Source organism: Pseudoalteromonas sp. T1lg22 (assembly GCF_002964645.1).
In the GTDB taxonomy this organism is placed as follows: domain Bacteria; phylum Pseudomonadota; class Gammaproteobacteria; order Enterobacterales; family Alteromonadaceae; genus Pseudoalteromonas.
Genome location: NZ_PQBY01000002.1, coordinates 82,850 through 100,055 on the forward strand (window position 1 = coordinate 82,850; position 17,206 = coordinate 100,055).

Consider the following 17,206-nt stretch of genomic DNA (forward strand, 5'->3'; position numbering starts at 1 on the left):
GGGGCGCTGATTTATTGTGCGTAAAATTTAAAAAATCTTTTTAAAACAACATTCATCACCTATAGTGTCGTATTCGTTACGTAATGATTTCGGGTGCATGTCGCAACCCTAACGTATTGCTGGAGAGGGTCTCTTGCTAATTTGAAGTCCAGTTAGCAAGGAGACCCACAAGATGAAAATGAAAGTAAATGTTCAGGTCATAAAAACCCTGCGTGATAGCCGCTGTTACTCGCAAGAGCAGCTGGCGGAGATGGCAGGATTGAGTTTACGCACGGTACAACGAATCGAGGCGAAGGGCGTTGCCTCATTGGAGTCGATAAAAAGCATGGCCGCGGCGCTGGATATCGATTGCCAGCAATTATTGGCTTTGGATCACAGTGTCCATATGCAAGACAGCGCATGTGCTGCCGGTGCGCCTGAGCACACTCAACCCTCTTCCACAGAGACTGGCTCAGAACCTGTCGCTGTGCAGGCTTCACAAGACCCGACTGCCGCTAAGCCGAAAACCAACAGGCACACCTATCTGTGGAGTATACTATTGGTCATTGCCGCCAATGCCTTCGGCTTTTGGGGCATTTTTGATGCCTACAATGCCGGGCGCATAGATCAGGATACCATGCGTTTACTAAAAAACCTGGTGTCGCTGGCGCTGCTCTTTTCGGTGGGCCTGCTGGCCTACAAGGGCTACAAAGAAGGTATCTTTAAGTAATAGTCGCTTAACCAAAGCATCGGCGTTCTCCTTGCTAACTCCACTTTAACCAAAGGAGAAAACCCATGTTTAACAATAAATTAAATATAAAACTTATCAGCGTAACCCTAGCAGCCTTTTTCATATACGTGCTTGTTGCAGGCATAGTATTGGTTCAGTTATGGCTACCCGATGGCATCGCCCAAGAGCAAGCCATGATACTGGCCGAGCAGGACGTAGGCTTGCAAATTCAGAGCATGCTTGCAGGCCTTATTGGTTGTCTGCTTGTTGCTGCGATGAGTGTGCGTTTTGGTAAGGAGCTGGGATATAAAAATACCCTGGTGTGTGGCATCTTCCTCACCCTTTACGGAATCTTAGGAGTGTATTTGCACCCGCAACATGCTCTTTGGGCGCAATTTATAAAGGTGCTGGCACCATTGCCTATTACCCTGCTCACGGCCATGCTGCTTTGCAACATGCGTAAATGCTCCCTCAAAACCGCATAATACTTTATCCGCCCAACTAGGTGGCGACACAAGATGGCATAGCCATGTGTCGCCCCGCTCGCACACCCAGCACCGACGTTAAACTGTAATTCTCGTTCATTCACCGCCAATTGGTTAATTTTAATAGTGAAATAAGGTAAAAAGGCGCAACTTTGCGAATCTAGGAGAGCAATATGTCGCGTATTTTTAGTCTTAGTGCGGTTGCCGCCACACTCTTGAGTGCTCATGTTTATGCAGCAGATTTTAATTTTACTGGCCTAAGCGGCGCAAAAACCTTAGTGGTTATGCAAACCAAAGGGCAAGACTTACCTGCGGGTCAATTATCTGCAGCAACTCAGGCGCAACTGAAAAAAGCAGCGGACGCCGCTCAATTTGATGCCAGCCAGGGTAGTACATTTGAGCTTCTAGCACCTATTGACTCGAACTATGAGCGCATTTTGGTTGTGGGTTTGGGTGACAAGGATGAGTTAAACGCTGCCAATCTGGCAAAGCTGGGTGGTGATATTCATGGCCAACTTAAAGCCGATAAAATCACTCAGGTTGACTTGGCCTTTGCCGAGGTACAAGGCCAATTAAGCAATGCGCAACTGGCAGCCCAGTTTGCCCACGGTGCCAACCTTCGCGATCACAGCTTCGATGTCTATAAAAAAGACGCCGATAAAACCACCGTCAGCTACCACTTTAGCGTTGCCAACGCCGAGCGCGCTCAAGCGGCCTACCAAGCCCTGAGTCATATCGAGCAAGGCGTATTTCTAGCCCGCGATCTAACCTCAGAAGTGGCCACAGAAATGACCCCGGTCGAATTTGCCAAAGCCGCTAAAGAGCTTGAGCAATACGGTGTCAAGGTAACTGTACTCGGACCAAAACAGCTTAAAAAGCTGGGCATGGGTGCCTTAGAAGGCGTTGGCCGTGGCAGTGAGCATGGCGCTCGCCTTGTTGTTGCCCATTACAAGGGGTCAGATGAAGCGCCTATCGCCCTGGTAGGTAAAGGCATTACCTTTGATTCCGGCGGCTACAGCATTAAAAGCGGCCCGTCTATCGCACGCATGAAGTCAGATATGGCCGGTGCCGCCGCGGTACTGGGCACGGTTAAAGCCATGGCGCTGAGCAAGGCCGATGTCAATGTCGTTGCCGTCATGGGTATGGCAGCGAACATGGTTTCTCAATACGCCATTGCCCCGGGTGATGTACTGCGCACCGCCGAAGGCTTAAGCGTTGAAGTGGTGAACACCGACGCCGAAGGCCGCCTGGTGCTAAGCGATGCCATGTGGTACGCCCGCGAGCATTATAAGCCGGAGATCATGGTGGATGTAGCCACATTAACCGGCTCTAAGGTACGCGCCCTTGGCGATCGCTACAGTGCCGTATTCTCTGAAGATGATCAGCTTATCAGCGAGCTTACCGCCGCCGGTAAGGTAGTGAATGAGCAGGTATGGCGTCTGCCGCTGGGCTACAAAGACATGCTGAAGTCGGATATTGCCGACTTACAAAATGTCGGCTCGGGCGGTCCGGGTGCAACTACTGCCGCTTCTTTCTTACAACACTTTGCCGGTGACACCCGTTGGGTACATATAGATATCGCCGGTAATGCCCTGTCCAGCAAGGCCAAAGGCGAAGTGAATGTGGGCGGCACAGGTTACGGTGTGCGCCTGCTGAGCGAGTGGATTTTAAAAACCAAATAAGCGCACAGATGAAAAAGGTGGCTAAGGCCACCTTTTTTGTTGGTTGGGTAACCAGCTGGAAAGCCTAGCTAAAAAGCCCGGGTTAGAAGAAACCCAAGGCATTGTCTGAGTAGCTGACCAAGAGGTTTTTGGTCTGCTGATAATGTTCCAACATCATCTTGTGGGTTTCTCGCCCTACTCCGGACTTCTTGTAACCACCAAAGGCCGCATGAGCAGGATAATGGTGATAACAGTTAGTCCAAACGCGACCCGCTTCTATGGCGCGGCCCATGCGATAAGCGCGGTTCATATCCCGTGTCCATAAACCGGCGCCCAGACCAAACTCGGTGTCATTAGCGATGGCAATGGCATCGGCTTCATCCTTAAAGGTGGTAACACTCACTACCGGGCCGAAGATTTCTTCACGGAATACCCGCATCTGATTGGTGCCCTTAAACAGAGTCGGCTGAATATAGTAACCCTGACTAAACTCGTTATCGAAACGCTCCGCATCACCGCCAATAAGCACCTCAGCGCCCTCGTCGCGGCCAATGCTAAAGTAGCTCATGATCTTATCGAATTGCTGCTGCGATGCCTGGGCACCGACCATGGTTTCGGTATCAAGCGGATTACCGCGCTTAATTTGTTTGGTCCGCTCGACCACCTTGGCGATAAACTCATCATAGATACTCTCTTGCACCAATAAACGCGATGGACAAGTACAGACCTCGCCCTGGTTGAAAAACGCCAGCACAGCGCCTTCCACACATTTATCGATAAACTCATCCGATTGCTCAAGCACATCTTCAAAGTAGATATTGGGTGATTTACCGCCAAGCTCCACCGTTGACGGGATAATGTTTTCGGCGGCACATTTTAGGATATGCGCACCCACAGGGGTGGAGCCAGTAAAGGCGATTTTGGCGATGCGGGTACTGGTGGCCAGGGCTTGGCCGGCCTCGGCGCCATAGCCGTTAACCACGTTAAGTACACCCGGGGGCAGCAAATCGCCAATTACCTCGACCAGCTTTAAAATCGACGCCGGAGTTTGCTCGGCGGGTTTTAGCACCACACAGTTACCAGCAGCCAGGGCCGGCGCAAGTTTCCATGCTGCCATCAGCAGCGGGAAGTTCCACGGGATGATCTGTCCGACGACACCCAGGGGCTCATAGAAATGATAGGCCACGGTGTTTTCGTCGATATCACCGATACTGCCCTCCTGAGCACGAATACAACCGGCAAAATAACGGAAGTGATCCACCACCAAAGGAATATCCGCATTCAGGGTTTCTCGCACCGCCTTGCCGTTATCCCAGGTTTCCGCCACCGCCAACTGTTCCAGATTGGCCTCGATACGGTCGGCAATTTTCAGCAGCAGATTGCTGCGCTCGGTGACAGAGGTTTTGCCCCAGGCGGCTCTGGCCTGATGCGCCGCATCCAATGCCAGCTCTATGTCTTTGTCGTTCGAGCGCGGCACGCGGCAGAAGACCTCACCGGTAACCGGCGTGGTGTTATCAAAATAATTACCATCCACAGGCGGCACCCAGGCCCCACCAATGTAATTCTCGTATTGGGCGGCAAAAGACACCAGGGCGTCGGTTGAATTAGGTTTTGCATAGATCATTGTTATTGTCCTTCTTTGCTGCAATCCCTTTAACGCTAGACCAATTTGCCGATAAAAACTTGATTGTCATTCCATCTTGCTTGACTCCAAGTACACTTTTGGGCCATGCTAGAGCACGCCTTAAACAAGCTATGGTCATAGCAAAGGAGCCTAGCCATGCCAGCAGCCACACACCCAGATGCACTCGAGCGCCTCGATACCTTGGTCGATCACCGCTCGGTGTTTAACGCCGATGGCGTGCAACTGTGTTTATACGACACCTATGAGCACAGTGACGGTGTGCCCTTTAAGGCAGACGAAATTATGTTTTGCGCCATGATCCAAGGGCGTAAGGTGATGCACCATTCGAGCCTGAGTCAGGGCCAGGACTTTATCCCCGGACAGAGCTTTGTAATTGCGCCACAAGAGCATGTAGCCATAGACTTCCCCGACGCCACCTTGAGCACACCGACCCGTTGTTTGACCATAGAAATAGACACCCAAAAGCTGCATCAGGTAGCCGGGCAAATGCGCCTGCAAAGCGATAGTGAGGCGTCCACGCAAACCGCCACCTTGCAACTGAATCACAGCGCCAGCACCCAGGGCGTGTATCAAAGATTAATTGAGGCATTTAGTGAAAATGAGAAAGACAGAGGCTTACTCATTGAGCTTGCCAGCACCGAATTACTGGTGCGCTTACTGCGTGAGCAAGAGCATAGCAAGTTACTAAGCTGTGCCCAGCAAGACCCTCAAGCCACCCTATGGCATGCTGTGGTCGCTCATATTGAGCACAACCTCGGCGGCCTTATTGATGTCGATACCCTGTGCAGCCTGGCCTGTATGTGCCGCAGCAAGTTTTTTAACGCCTTTCGCCAGCGCTTTGGGGTCAGCCCTCAAGCCTATATTCTTAAGCGCCGCTTAGAGCGGGCGCAGCTGTTGCTCAATCAGGGCAAGTCGGTGACCAATGCCTGCTTTGAAACCGGCTTTAACAGCGTCAGTCATTTTAGCCGTAGCTTTAAGGGCCATTTTGGGGTGTCGCCGCGAGGCTACCGCCAGCAAGGTGTGAGTTAAACGAAAAAGGCCGCAGATGCGGCCTTTTTAAAGCAAATTAGCGCTTGGCTTAGTCAACCAAGTCTTCGGTGCCGACAATCAACCAAGGCGCCGCTTCGCTGTTTTTACGCTCCATATGCCAAATCTCATCGATACGCTCCTTGGCATGGGCAATACGGTCCTGATACTGGCCGCTAAAGTGGATGCTGATAGCCCACACATCATTGTCGCAGCTGGCGCGAACAATATTGGCATCAACAAACAACACTTCGGTCAGTACTTCGCCCTGCTCGGCGCGCAGCGCCTTAAATTCCTCGATAAGCTCGGGAGCCAAATACTCCGACACCACGCCAAAGTTATTGTCATTCCATGCCTGTTGAATGGTGACATAGTGCTCTTTGGCAGCGCGTATAAAGCCGACCTGGTCAAAGTTTGGCGGTAGTTGCATGGGCACAGAGCTAGGTTGCGGCTGAGGCTGAGCCGAGGCGCTGCTTTGCTGCCACTGACCCTGGCTCGCATAGGCCTGGCCATGCGGCGTCGCCATCATGGGACGCGGCTGGTTTTTACGCATCGCCGAGCGAATAAACTTAAAGAGTAAAAATCCGATACCTGCAAGTAATAGAATTTCCAGCAGTTGCACGCCTTCAAAGTCATCACCCATCATGGCGGCAATTAGACCACCGGCCAGCAGGCCGCCAAGCACACCGGCCATAATGCCTTTTTTGCTCGAGGTTTTCTTCGACGCCACCGTGCTGGTGTCCGTGGTTTGCTGTTTTTGTGTGGTCTGAGTTTGCTCGGTCTTACCGGTCGTGCGTTTCGAGCCAAACTTTTTACGCGCCTGGGCATCGAAGCTGGCGGTAAACAACACGCTCAATAGCGTTAACATAATTACCAGATTTTTCATGGTTATCCTTAAAAATAAATACTGGCGTCAGTGTACCTTAGCAGCCCCCTAAGGCAAGCAATTCGGGATGTCTGGCAAGCTATATGCCCAGTTTTTAAGCATAAAAAGGCCCGTAAAATACGGGCCTAAATGCTCTGAAAAACCTAGAAGGAGTTATTCAAAAAACAGCTTAGTACGTGCTTTTTTACCCACTTCCGTCATGGTTTCGGAGTCATATAAACGACCGTTTATCATGGTGTATTGCACCTTATCGGACTGACGAATATCGCTGAGGATATCGCCGTCAATCACAATTAAGTCCGCCAGTTTACCTGCTTCCAAAGAGCCCAGGTTTTTATCCAAACCTAAGGTTTTGGCTGGGTCTATGGTGGCGGTGCGGATCACCTCAAGGGGCGTCATGCCGCCTTGGGCAAACATCCACATTTCCCAATGCGCTGCCAGGCCTTCACGTTGACCGTGGGCACCCACATTCACTAACACCCCCTGGTCTTGCAACTCGCCGGCAACACGGGCGTTATTGAAGTGGTTGTAGTGATGTTCAGGCGCCTTGGTGCGACGCATAGAGCGTGGCAATAACTGGTTTTTAGGGACAAATTTACTTAGACGCGGGTGGTTCCACACCTCGGTTTTATCGTACCAGTAGTTCTCACCCCAGATACCGCCGTAAGCCACGCCAAGCGTAGGCGTATAAGCCACGTCGCTTTGCGACCACAGCTGACGAATATCATCATAGATATTGGCCGCCGGAATAGAGTGCTCTATGGTGGTATGGCCATCGATCACCATGGTGAGGTTATGCTGCAATAGTGAGCCCCCTTCAGGTACCACCATCATGCCCAATTCGCGTCCTGCTTCAACCACCTGCTGGCGCTGATCGCGGCGCGGCTGGTTGTAGGATTTGACGCTAAAGGCACCGACCTTCTGCAAGCGCTCAAGATGGAATTTGGCATCATCCAGAGAATCAACGTGCGAGGTGTAACCCGGCATATTAGCACCATAGAGGATAGTACCGGTCGAGAAGATACGCGGACCGACGATCTCGCCGGCTTTTTGCATTTCGCTGGCAGCGAAGATTTCCGTGGTGTCGTTACTTGGGTCGTGAATAGTGGTGACACCCAGGGATAGACCGGCCAGGTTTTTCCAGTTCTGCTCGGGAATAATTTCATCACTACCCTGGCCGCCGTGGGCGTGGGCATCGATGATCCCCGGCATAATAGTTTTTCCGGCCACATCAATTATCTTAGCGCCTTCAGGGATCTGCACATCGGCCTGTGCACCTACGGCTTTAATATGCTTGCCATCTGTTAGCACCACGCCGTTTTCGATAACCTGCTCACCCTTCATGGTGATCACCTTGGCACCAACCAGGGCAATCATACCCTTAGGCTCGGCCATGGCTTTTTTGAAACCAATATTTTCGCCGCTTTTCACCTTAAAGTCGGCATCGGCATCGCCTTTAATATTGAACATACCGTCGAGAGAGGCATGGTAAAGCTCAGGGCCTAAGCTCCAGTACAGGCGATCGCTGCTACCGCTCCAGCTGATGTTCTCACCAGCGCGCACAGAAAGCTGTTCAACCGGGAACTGGCTGTCTTTCGGGCCTATACTGATGGTTTTGCCACGCTCAACGAAAGGCGTTACATATACCTTGAAGCGCTCGGCAAATGCCAGGTACTGACCATCGGGCGAGATGCGGAATTCGGTGGCATGCTCGGACTCATACAGCTTACGAATTTTCTTACTCTTAAGCTCAACCACGCTGAAGGTCGGCTTAGGCCAAGGGCTCATCACATAAACGCGGTCATTGTCTTTACCGAATTGCGGCTGATAGCCGTGCTCGGTGATTAGCTCAGGCTTTTTCGGCTTATCTATATTGACCGCATAGATACCCGGTTTAAGCGACCATTCTGGCGCCAGCAAACTGCTGCCGGATGACTTTCTAAAGACCAGGGTTTCACCATCCGGGCTAAATGCCGGTTCCACATATTTGCCCGGCTCTGTGGTTAGGGTATCACCGCGGCCCGAGCGTGCAGAAACAACACGCACACTGCCCTGCTTTTCGTCGTCCCAGGTAACATAGGCGATTTGCTTACCATCACGTGAGAAGGTTGGGAAAAACTCAAAGTGATCGTCTTGCTTGGTCAGGCGTTTAACCTTGCCCGATTCTAGGTCGCGCTTGTAGATATGACCCATGGCCTCGAAAATCGCGGTTTCACCGTCCGGCGACACCTGCACATTGCGCAGCATTTTTACGTCAAATTCATCGGTATCCAGGTTTTGCGTAAAACGCAGCGCCTTTTGAATCGACTTGGTGGTTTCAACCTCAAAAGCGATTTCTTCGCTCTCGCCATTGTCTACGTCCAGCTTATGGATTTTACCGCCGGCCCAAAATACCAGTGAGTCATTATCCGGCGTCCAGGCCATGGTTGGATACACGCCGTGAATGGCCCAGGTTTCCTGCATATCACGCTCAAGCTTATCGTACAGCTTGGTTTCTTTACCTGACTCTAAATCATACAGATAAAGCGTGCTTTGGAAGTCATCGCGCTTGATATAAGCCAAGGTCTTGCCATCGGGCGATGGCGTTGGACGAATGGCGCCGCCTGTGCCGCTTAGTATGGTCTCGATTTCACCGGTTTCGCGGTCATAACGCTTAATTTTGTAGATGCCTTGCACCGAGTCTTTGGAATAGTGGAAGGTCTTACCTGGGGTGTCATCCTGAGAGAAATACACATAACGGCCATCCGGTGAAAACGCCGGCTCGCCCAGGTCTTTTTGGTCATTTGGGCGCTCCGTTAACTGCACGCCCGAGCCACCGGCCTTGTGATACATCCATACTTCACCGGCACCCAGCGAACGACTGGCGGTAAAGTGTTTGCGGGCAACGATAAAGTCGCCGTCCGGGCTCCAAGCGGGGCTGTTCAGGAGGCGGAAGGATTCTTTGGTCACTTGAGTTTGGTCTGAGCCATCGACCTTCATCACCCAAATATTGTCGCCACCGCCTTGGTCTGAGGTAAAGGCGATATGTTGGCCATCAGGGCTAAAGCGCGGCTGCATTTGCCAGCCTATATCCGAGGTCAGCTGAGTGGCCTTACCGCCGCTAATGGGCATGGTGTAAATATCACCGAGCAGGTCAAATACCAGAGTTTGACCATCTGGGCTGATATCCACGTTCATCCAGGTGCCCTGGTTGACGCTGATTTTCGCATCCAAAAATTCGCCCTGTGGGCTGTCTACTTGCCATTTTTGTTCTTCTTTTGCGGCTTCCTCGGCAAACGCACTTGGTTGTGCCAAGGGCAGCGCCAGAGAAATAGCCAGTGCCAGCGCACTGTATAATGGAGTCTTCATAGAGTTCTCATCGGATTTAGTTATTATCACCCCCTACTAAAGCAAAATGTGTGACAAAGGGAAAGTCAGTTGGGGTTAATGGGCGAAAATGAGGGATGGATGTCCCCCCATTGCTCTCATTGCTAGGTTTGTGTTTAATCAAGCTTAGCTTATGCGTCAACCGTCAACCGTCAACCGTCAACCGTCAACCGTCAACCGTCAACCGTCAACTAACGCTGCCAGTCACTGGGATCAAACTGATAGTAGTCTTTAAGGACATTAAAAAGCTCGGCATCAAACTGGCGCATGGCGGCGGGCTTCTCGATAAAGGTTTCGGTGGCCACGGCAAAGAATTCCGCCTCATTGGTGGCACCATAACCGTGCATCACATGCGGCATATTGTAGGCGATATGGCTCTTAAGCTTATTAAAGGCACGTGAACACACCTCGCCCCAACGCTGGTAGCTTTGCTTATCTGCCAATAAGGGAGTGCCATTGGTTTGTCCGGTCACCTGGTCGAGTTGATGGGCAAATTCATGAAACACCAGGTTGTGACCATCGCCGGGTAAGCGATTGCCCTCAAGCACATCATGCCAGCTTAAAACCAGGGTGCCGCCAGGCCAGGATTCGCCTTCACGTACCACCTGGTGGTAACTGACCAGACCCGCCATATCGCGCTCGGTCACATCGGCATAATAGGCACTGGGGTACAGCAATATCTCTTTAACATTGGGATACAGCGGCCAGGGTTTATTGAGCATAAGCAGACTGGCATTGGCCGCCACTACCAGCTTCATGGCCTCATTGACCCTTAAGCCATCGCGACCTAAAAAACGTTTTTCCCCTAAAAACCAACAGATATGACGCTCCAGCTTAGCCCTGTCCGCATCCGTCATGGCGCGATAGATGGGCATGGCCCTTTGCAGTAACTGCTGTTGTGCCTGGTTTAAAGCGGCACCTTGATATTTACGTCGCCATAGACGCAAACGCAACTCGTCCTGGCGCCAATACACAAGCACAAACACCAGCATCAGGCCTATCAATACGACATTTATCATCTGTTAATTCCTTGACATAGTTACTTGTAAATATGACCCTTAGCCCGCTATTTCAATCTCAACGACACAAATTCACGTATAAAAACACATCATGACGCTTCCCATCTACGCGATAGAGCAGGCCTTTTTAGCCGCCCTAGAAAACCACAATGTCATAGTTCATGCTCCCACAGGCAGTGGTAAATCAACCTGCTTACCCCTTTGGGCCAAGGCTCGAGGGCGCGTTTTGGTGGTGCAGCCTAGACGCATCGCCGCCACTTCTCTGGCGGACTATCTGGCGATGCAAAGGCAGCAAAAGCCTGGGCAAGACATTGGCTTTGCCATTCGCTTTGAGGCCCAACTGAGTGAGCAGACTCAGGTGGTGTTTGCCACTCCAGGGGTGGCCTTGCGCTGGTTTTTCGAAAATAAACTAAGCGATTATGATGTGGTGATGCTGGACGAATTCCACGAGCGTCGCTGGGATACAGATCTGTTATTGGCACTGCTAAAGCAGCATAACAGCCATCGCCTAATTGTCACCTCGGCCACCCTCAATGATGATCGATTGGCCGGCTATTTAGGCGCCAAAACCCTGTACAGTGAAGGCCGAATTTTCCCAATAGACTGTGAATTTCTGGCTGACAACAGCCAAAGTATGCCCTCGCGTTTTGACTTGGCCCCACGGGTGCGCCAGGCCTGCGCTTATGCGTTAGAGCACAGCAACAAAGATATCCTGGTATTTTTACCCGGCCGCGCGGAAATTAACAGCTGCCTCAGTGCCTGTCGCGACCTGCCCGCCGAGGGCATTGCCCTGCATGGTGCCAGCCCAGTGAGCGAGCAACGCTGCGCCATGCAAGAAGGCACGCTGCGCCGCATTATATTCGCCACTAACGTCGCCGAAACCTCACTGACGGTACCGGGAATAGAGTGTGTGATAGACTCCGGCCTTGAACGGCGCACTCATCTACGCAAAGGCAAAACCGTGCTTGGGCTCGATGCCATAGCCAGAGACTCGCAGCTACAGCGCAAGGGGCGGTGTGGGCGCACCGCACCGGGTCTTTATATCGCGCTTTTTGGTGAGCATGCGCCGCTATTGGCACAGACGCCGGTAGAGATAGAGCGCGAAGCTCTGGATGAGCTGGTTTTGGCCAGCGCCTGTGCTGGTATCGCCATAGATAATCTTGAGCTGCTGACGCCGCCGGCACCTTCCAGTCTGGCTCGGGCAAAACAGACCTTGAGCAAGCTCGATGCCATTGATGCCCAAGGCCTGGCCACCGAGTTGGGGCGACGCATTTATCCCCTGCCCGTGGATGCAGAGCTAGGTTACTTGATAGAAAAAATGCCCAGCTCCACCTTGCGCCAGGCCATGATAGACTTGGCTGCGGTTATCGCCACACCGGCGCAGCTTTATTCGCTGCCAAACCAAGACACACTTGCCGAGTTAGCCAAGGCCTTGGGTGAGCACCTTAAACACAGTGATATCGCCCTGTGCATTGCCGTGCTACGCGGACAGTGCAATGAGCACCTGCACATAGAAGAGACGGCTCTGACTGAAGCACAAACCTACAGCAATTATTTACGCTCGGCCTATCAATTGCCCGAGATTGAACGCTGCGCCCGTTTCGATTATCAGGCGCTGATACAGGCCATAGCCAGGGCGCGCCCGGATTGTATTTTTGTGCGCCGAGATAACCGCCGCGGCGGCTTTGGCAATGGCGAACTGGAAATTCGCCCGGCAAAAAACTCCTTGTTAACCGAGGACCAAGAAGCTGCTCTGGTCCTGGCCACCTTTGCACTGGCGGGCAAAGGCAAAAAACACGCCGATACTTTGGCAACCTTATGCGCGCCTTTGACCTTAAAGCAGGTGTTGGAATTTGCCCCGACCACACCAAGACTCAGCAACTATTACTGGCATCCTGATGAGGTAAATACGGACGAAGGACTGGCGGGTGAAATAAGAGCCACCCTGACATACAGCTACGCCCAAGTTACCCTTACAAGCATGGATACCCGGGTAGACGATGAGCAGCTACTGCCAGCGCTAACCGAGTTGATATCAGATGGCAGCTTATTTCCCGGGGTTGCTCAGCAGGTGAGCGACGCCCTTGCCTACCATAATCTCTATCTGCTTTATCACCAGCAGGAGCAAGGCCTTGCCACCGCTGGCGAGCATTTACGAGCCAGACTTGTTGAATTAGGAATTCAAAGCCAGGAAGATTTAATGCTTATTGAGGCGGAAGATCTATATTACCAAGGGCTTGAACCCTGGCAGAGCAAGGAGTTTATGGAGCGTTTTCCGCTGCAACTGGTGTTGCCGGGGATGACTCTAGATATTGAGTATTTATTTAAGGCCAAGCGGGTCATAGTCCATTATCACAGCGGTGAGCGCAAAGAACCACCCAAACGCTGGGAGTTACCCAGTTGGAGTGGTCTGCAAATTCGTTATAAAAAAGCCAGTAAGGTGGTAGATATTCGCTAGGGCAGCTCTTCGCACAAGAGGTAATCCCGGCGATGACCCAGGCAGCGATTGCGGCCTTGCTCTTTGGCCAGATACAGGGCTTTATCGGCGTGTGATAACAATCTATCGGCATTGACCGCGCAGTCGATATCGGCGGCGCCAATACTGACACTGACCTGCAGACCGTGGGCCAGCACCGAGTAATCATAACTGGCTATCTGATGGCGAATGCGTTGTGCCCAGCACAGCGCCCCATCCTCATCAAGGCCTGGGAATAAGATGGTGAACTCTTCACCGCCCCAGCGCGCAAACAGGGCTTGTGGCGGTAAACAGCGGGCGATAATCTGCACCACGGTGGCAATGACCTGATCACCAACCAGGTGCGAATAATGATCGTTAATTTGCTTAAAGTGATCTATGTCTAATAACAGCAGGCTCAGCGGCTGCCCGTCACGTTGAGCTTGGACAAAATGCACCACCAGCCACTGGTCGAAGGCACGGCGGTTAGCAATGCCGGTCAGCTGGTCGTGAGTGGCCTGATGCTCAAAGGCCTGCGCTTGCTTCGCCAGCACCTGAGTTTGCTCCTTCACCCGCTTTTTCAATCTCGCTTCGGAGCGTTTAAGGTGATAAAAACGCAGTCGATAAACAAGCAGCAAGAGCAATAACAAGAGCGCCACAACAAATATTTTGAAGCCTAAAGTTTGCCAGACCTTGGGCGCTACCTTAATCTCTACCGCAGCACCGCTTGCTTGCCAGATGCCATACGGATATCGGGCGCGCACCTCGAAGCGATAACTTCCCGGTGGCAAGTTAGTGTATTCGGTAATATGCAGGTTGCCACGGTCAACCCAGTGTTGCTCGTAGCCCAATAAGCGGGTTTGATATTCAATACGCTCGGTCATCACATAACCGAGTCCCGCATAGGTAAAAGAAATACGGTTATGCTCCGGGGGCACATCAACCACGGTATTTTGATAGGCCTGTTGCGGATGGCTATCGAACTGCACCGCCTCTATGCTCACTGGCAACGCCATATTAGCCATACGGGTGAGTTTATTGGGGTCCACCATGACGGCGCCACGCGCAGTGGCTACCCAGACATTATTGTCGTTATGCAAAATAGCCGGATACTGAGAACCGCCATTGGCTTGCGAGCTCAGCATGCCATCCCCCTGATCAAACAAGGTGTATTCCATTTGCCGCGCGGGCTGCTCCATACTGGCGATGATACTTGCACGGCTAACGCGCATAACGCCTCGGTTACTGCTGAGCCAGAAGTAATCGAATTCGTCCACCACCACGGCAAACAGTTTATCAACGGGTAAGCCTTGCTCCTTGCCCACCTTCTGCAATTGTCCGGTCTCGCCGTTATAGCGTACCAGGCCGCGGTCAGTGGCCATCCATACCTGCCCTGGCTCCATTAGAAAGCCAAAGGCATACTCTGTATCGAATTGCTCATCTAACGACAACCGATAAAACTGGCCCTGCTCGAAGTAGCCCAAGCCAACCCCAGTACCAACCCAAATACGCCCCTTATAATCTTCGCTTAAGGCCATAATAAAGTTGCCCGGCAAACCGTCCTCATCGGTAAAGAACTGCAACTGCCCGTGCCTATCTCGGTGCACTAACCCCCCTGCGGTGCCTATCCAAACACCACCGTCATCCTGCTCCAAAACGGCGCGCACTTCATTGCTGGGCAAGCCGGTATCACGGTTTAAATAGCTGGTTAACTTCCGCCCATCGAAATACATCAGGCCGTCGGTATAGGTGCCGACAAAAATACCGCCGTCACTGCCCGAGGTCAGACTTAATACCGAAATGGGCGCGCCAGGGCGCTGTCCCAGGGGCGTGGCTCGGCCATTTTGATAGCGATTTAAACCATTGCTGGTGCCTAGATACAGATATCCGTCGCTATGACTTAACAGGGTTCTTACATAATCGCCGGAGAGCCCCCGCGAGTGGCTTAGAGTGGTAAAAGGAGCCTGACGCAGGCGAAATAGTCCGGCATTGGTGCCAATCCAGATACTGCGTTCCTGGTCTTCTAATAAAGAAAGAATACGGTTGCTCGGCAGGCCAACATTGGCATCGAGTTTTTCTAGGCCGAACTCACTGTAGCGAAACAAACCGTGGTTAATGGTGCCAAACCAAATATCACCACGGTAATCGACCATCACCGCCGACACAGACTCATGCTAAGCGCTTTATCCAACAACTTGAAGCCTCTGTTCTCCTCACGCCAAATGCCCTGCTCAGCACCCACAAGCAAGCGCTGGTTATGATCCAACGCCAGCTTATAAGTCATGCCATTGAGGGCATTGTTAGTCGTTTCAGGGCGCTGCATTTGCCCGTTTTGATAAACATATAAGCCATCACTGCTGGCCACCCACACCTTATCGCCCTGCTCGAGAACATGGTAAGTGCTGGCTCCGGTGAGAAAATGCAGATCTTGCCCTTGATAGCGACGCACTACGCCTCCGTCTTCAAGCGCCAGCCATAATGCGCCATCGCTTACACGCAGCGCAAAGTTGATCATATAGGCTGCAGCAGGCAAGGCCTGCCAAAAGTTGCCCTTGACGCTGCTCACACCGCCGCGAGAGCCGGCTACATACAACTCATGAGTTTGACTATCCAGGCTCAGGCTGCGTATCCCGGAATCGGGTAAACCCGTTTCCTCACCGCGAGTAAACAAGGTGAATTTACGGCCATTAAAGCGCGCCACCCCTTCCCAGGTACCAGCCCAAATATAGCCATCAGGAGTCTGTGCTAGGGCATTAATACTGTTGTGAGGGAGGCCATCACGGGTATCCCAGGTTTCAGCAAAATAATGACTCAGGGGGACATTTTCAGGGACGTTAACAGCCGCATTTGCAAACACGGGGGCAACTTCAGAGCCGGGGGAGCTCGTAGGGATCTGCTCAACTGCCTGTAAAGAAGCAGCAAGAGTCAAAAATACAAAAGTAAATATGCTGAAAATTAACGTCATGGAAATAAAAGTAAAGCGCACCTAGCCTATTTGAATTCTTAATTCTTGGTTTGAGGCAACATTAACATAAGATGAACGTATCACTTTACACGCTTGTGGCTTAATTACAAAGGATTACCTGATCATTTAGCGTCCACCTTCACATTTTTAATGGCTTAACTGTTAACTAGCCGGTTAGGTAGCGCTGCGGATCGCGAAATTTTTGCTGTAATTGTCCAATAAACTGGCCGCTATGCAGGCCATCCATGAGCGCATGGTGCACATCTAAAGATAAGGTCATGCTGCCCGTGCCCTTATCATATTGGCCAAATACCAGCTTAGGCACACCGCTGGCATTACCCTCATGGGTGGCATGAGAAAAGGCGGAAAAGTTAAGCCAAGGCAGCACAGACACATGAATTAAATCACAGCGCCCTTCACTTTCGGCAAAGCCTTCACTAAACAAGGGCTGTTGTAAGGCTCGGGTCTTTGCCTGAGCGTGCTGCTGACAATACTCGCTAAAACCTTGCACCGAAGGCAAATAACTAAAACGAAAGGTGTCATCGTCCGCCAATTGCACCACGCTGATACTGGGGTTGGCACAATGCACCGGACGGCCATCGACAATGCGCAGACCCATGGGCCAATATTCGGCGGCGCTAATATGTGCTAAATAAAGATAGGCTAAGAAAAAAGACTTTTGCTGAACACGACAATAATCGTACAAGGGTTCGGCCCTGAGGCTGACGCACACATTAAAGTAAGGTTGTTGGAAATCTTTAAAAAAGGAAAAGTGCTGCTGCCTTTCCCAGTTATCTAAATCGACATAAGTGTAGGATGTTGACATAAGGTAATTACGTATAAAAAAGGCACGCTCTGGAGCATGCCTTATTCATCATTGCGGCGCAATCTATTACGCGCAAGTAATACCAATTCACTTAAATAGCTAATCATTCTAGCGGGCTAAATATCGTGCTAACTGCGTTGGAATTTTTCTATGGAGAATAACT

Annotated in this window: 12 protein-coding genes; 5 read left to right on the top strand and 7 right to left on the bottom strand. The window is 51.6% G+C overall.

The window, feature by feature from the left end; genetic code table 11:
* The first annotated feature begins 172 nt into the window (after positions 1 to 172).
* The 3 genes from C2M24_RS00365 to C2M24_RS00375 all read left to right on the top strand — a co-directional run bounded on the left by C2M24_RS00365 (position 173) and on the right by C2M24_RS00375 (position 2,876).
* The gene (locus C2M24_RS00365) at positions 173 to 709 is read left to right on the top strand and encodes a helix-turn-helix domain-containing protein (RefSeq protein ID WP_233999470.1); all 537 of its coding nucleotides are present in this window, start codon (positions 173 to 175) and stop codon (positions 707 to 709) included.
* Between the two features lie 65 nt (positions 710 to 774).
* Positions 775 to 1,194, top strand: a complete 420-nt coding sequence (locus C2M24_RS00370) for a hypothetical protein (protein ID WP_105212930.1) — start codon at positions 775 to 777, stop codon at positions 1,192 to 1,194.
* Positions 1,195 to 1,367: 173 nt separating this feature from the next.
* Entirely contained in the window at positions 1,368 to 2,876 is a 1,509-nt protein-coding gene (locus C2M24_RS00375) for a leucyl aminopeptidase (protein ID WP_105212931.1), read from the top strand.
* Positions 2,877 to 2,958: 82 nt separating this feature from the next.
* On the opposite strand, the gene exaC is transcribed toward C2M24_RS00375, so the two are convergent.
* The gene (gene exaC / locus C2M24_RS00380) at positions 2,959 to 4,479 is read right to left on the bottom strand and encodes an acetaldehyde dehydrogenase ExaC (RefSeq protein ID WP_105212932.1); all 1,521 of its coding nucleotides are present in this window, start codon (positions 4,477 to 4,479) and stop codon (positions 2,959 to 2,961) included.
* Between the two features lie 156 nt (positions 4,480 to 4,635).
* Here exaC and C2M24_RS00385 point away from each other — a divergent pair, with 156 nt between their 5' ends.
* Positions 4,636 to 5,529, top strand: a complete 894-nt coding sequence (locus C2M24_RS00385; RefSeq protein ID WP_105212933.1) for a helix-turn-helix domain-containing protein — start codon at positions 4,636 to 4,638, stop codon at positions 5,527 to 5,529.
* Positions 5,530 to 5,578: 49 nt separating this feature from the next.
* Here the strand turns inward: C2M24_RS00385 and C2M24_RS00390 are convergent, their stop codons facing one another.
* The 3 genes from C2M24_RS00390 to C2M24_RS00400 all read right to left on the bottom strand — a co-directional run bounded on the left by C2M24_RS00390 (position 5,579) and on the right by C2M24_RS00400 (position 10,797).
* Positions 5,579 to 6,412 carry a Tim44 domain-containing protein gene (locus C2M24_RS00390; RefSeq protein ID WP_105212934.1) on the bottom strand — a complete coding sequence of 278 codons (834 nt, stop codon included), beginning with the start codon at positions 6,410 to 6,412 and terminating at the stop codon, positions 5,579 to 5,581.
* 153 nt (positions 6,413 to 6,565) lie between these two features.
* Positions 6,566 to 9,760, bottom strand: a complete 3,195-nt coding sequence (locus C2M24_RS00395) for an amidohydrolase family protein (protein WP_105212935.1) — start codon at positions 9,758 to 9,760, stop codon at positions 6,566 to 6,568.
* Positions 9,761 to 9,969: 209 nt separating this feature from the next.
* Positions 9,970 to 10,797 carry a M90 family metallopeptidase gene (locus C2M24_RS00400; protein ID WP_105212936.1) on the bottom strand — a complete coding sequence of 276 codons (828 nt, stop codon included), beginning with the start codon at positions 10,795 to 10,797 and terminating at the stop codon, positions 9,970 to 9,972.
* A 91-nt stretch (positions 10,798 to 10,888) separates the two neighbouring features.
* On the opposite strand from C2M24_RS00400, the gene C2M24_RS00405 reads away from it, so the two are divergent.
* On the top strand, positions 10,889 to 13,255 hold the full coding sequence (locus C2M24_RS00405; protein ID WP_105212937.1) for a DEAD/DEAH box helicase: 2,367 nt from the start codon (positions 10,889 to 10,891) through the stop codon (positions 13,253 to 13,255).
* Here the strand turns inward: C2M24_RS00405 and C2M24_RS00410 are convergent.
* From C2M24_RS00410 to C2M24_RS00420, 3 genes are all read right to left on the bottom strand, one after another.
* Complete coding sequence (locus tag C2M24_RS00410; RefSeq protein WP_105212938.1) at positions 13,252 to 15,417, bottom strand: ligand-binding sensor domain-containing diguanylate cyclase; 2,166 nt, start codon at positions 15,415 to 15,417, stop codon at positions 13,252 to 13,254. The genes C2M24_RS00405 and C2M24_RS00410 overlap by 4 nt on opposite strands.
* On the bottom strand, positions 15,405 to 16,109 hold the full coding sequence (locus C2M24_RS00415) for a ligand-binding sensor domain-containing protein (protein WP_158683670.1): 705 nt from the start codon (positions 16,107 to 16,109) through the stop codon (positions 15,405 to 15,407). The genes C2M24_RS00410 and C2M24_RS00415 overlap by 13 nt, the downstream gene beginning before the upstream one ends.
* A 274-nt stretch (positions 16,110 to 16,383) precedes the next feature.
* Positions 16,384 to 17,043 carry a CatA-like O-acetyltransferase gene (locus C2M24_RS00420; RefSeq protein ID WP_105212940.1) on the bottom strand — a complete coding sequence of 220 codons (660 nt, stop codon included), beginning with the start codon at positions 17,041 to 17,043 and terminating at the stop codon, positions 16,384 to 16,386.
* Between the last annotated feature and the right edge of the window lie 163 nt (positions 17,044 to 17,206).

What these genes read in the sequence shown, in the direction of transcription:
- C2M24_RS00375 (WP_105212931.1), top strand. Translation starts at nt 1,368, where the DNA reads ATGTCGCGTATTTTTAGTCTTAGTGCGGTTGCCGCCACACTCTTGAGT.
- C2M24_RS00385 (WP_105212933.1), top strand. Translation starts at nt 4,636, where the DNA reads ATGCCAGCAGCCACACACCCAGATGCACTCGAGCGCCTCGATACCTTG.
- C2M24_RS00395 (WP_105212935.1), bottom strand. Translation starts at nt 9,760, where the DNA reads ATGAAGACTCCATTATACAGTGCGCTGGCACTGGCTATTTCTCTGGCG.
- C2M24_RS00405 (WP_105212937.1), top strand. Translation starts at nt 10,889, where the DNA reads ATGACGCTTCCCATCTACGCGATAGAGCAGGCCTTTTTAGCCGCCCTA.
- exaC (WP_105212932.1), bottom strand. Translation starts at nt 4,479, where the DNA reads ATGATCTATGCAAAACCTAATTCAACCGACGCCCTGGTGTCTTTTGCC.
- C2M24_RS00400 (WP_105212936.1), bottom strand. Translation starts at nt 10,797, where the DNA reads ATGATAAATGTCGTATTGATAGGCCTGATGCTGGTGTTTGTGCTTGTG.
- C2M24_RS00370 (WP_105212930.1), top strand. Translation starts at nt 775, where the DNA reads ATGTTTAACAATAAATTAAATATAAAACTTATCAGCGTAACCCTAGCA.
- C2M24_RS00390 (WP_105212934.1), bottom strand. Translation starts at nt 6,412, where the DNA reads ATGAAAAATCTGGTAATTATGTTAACGCTATTGAGCGTGTTGTTTACC.
- C2M24_RS00365 (WP_233999470.1), top strand. Translation starts at nt 173, where the DNA reads ATGAAAATGAAAGTAAATGTTCAGGTCATAAAAACCCTGCGTGATAGC.
- C2M24_RS00420 (WP_105212940.1), bottom strand. Translation starts at nt 17,043, where the DNA reads ATGTCAACATCCTACACTTATGTCGATTTAGATAACTGGGAAAGGCAG.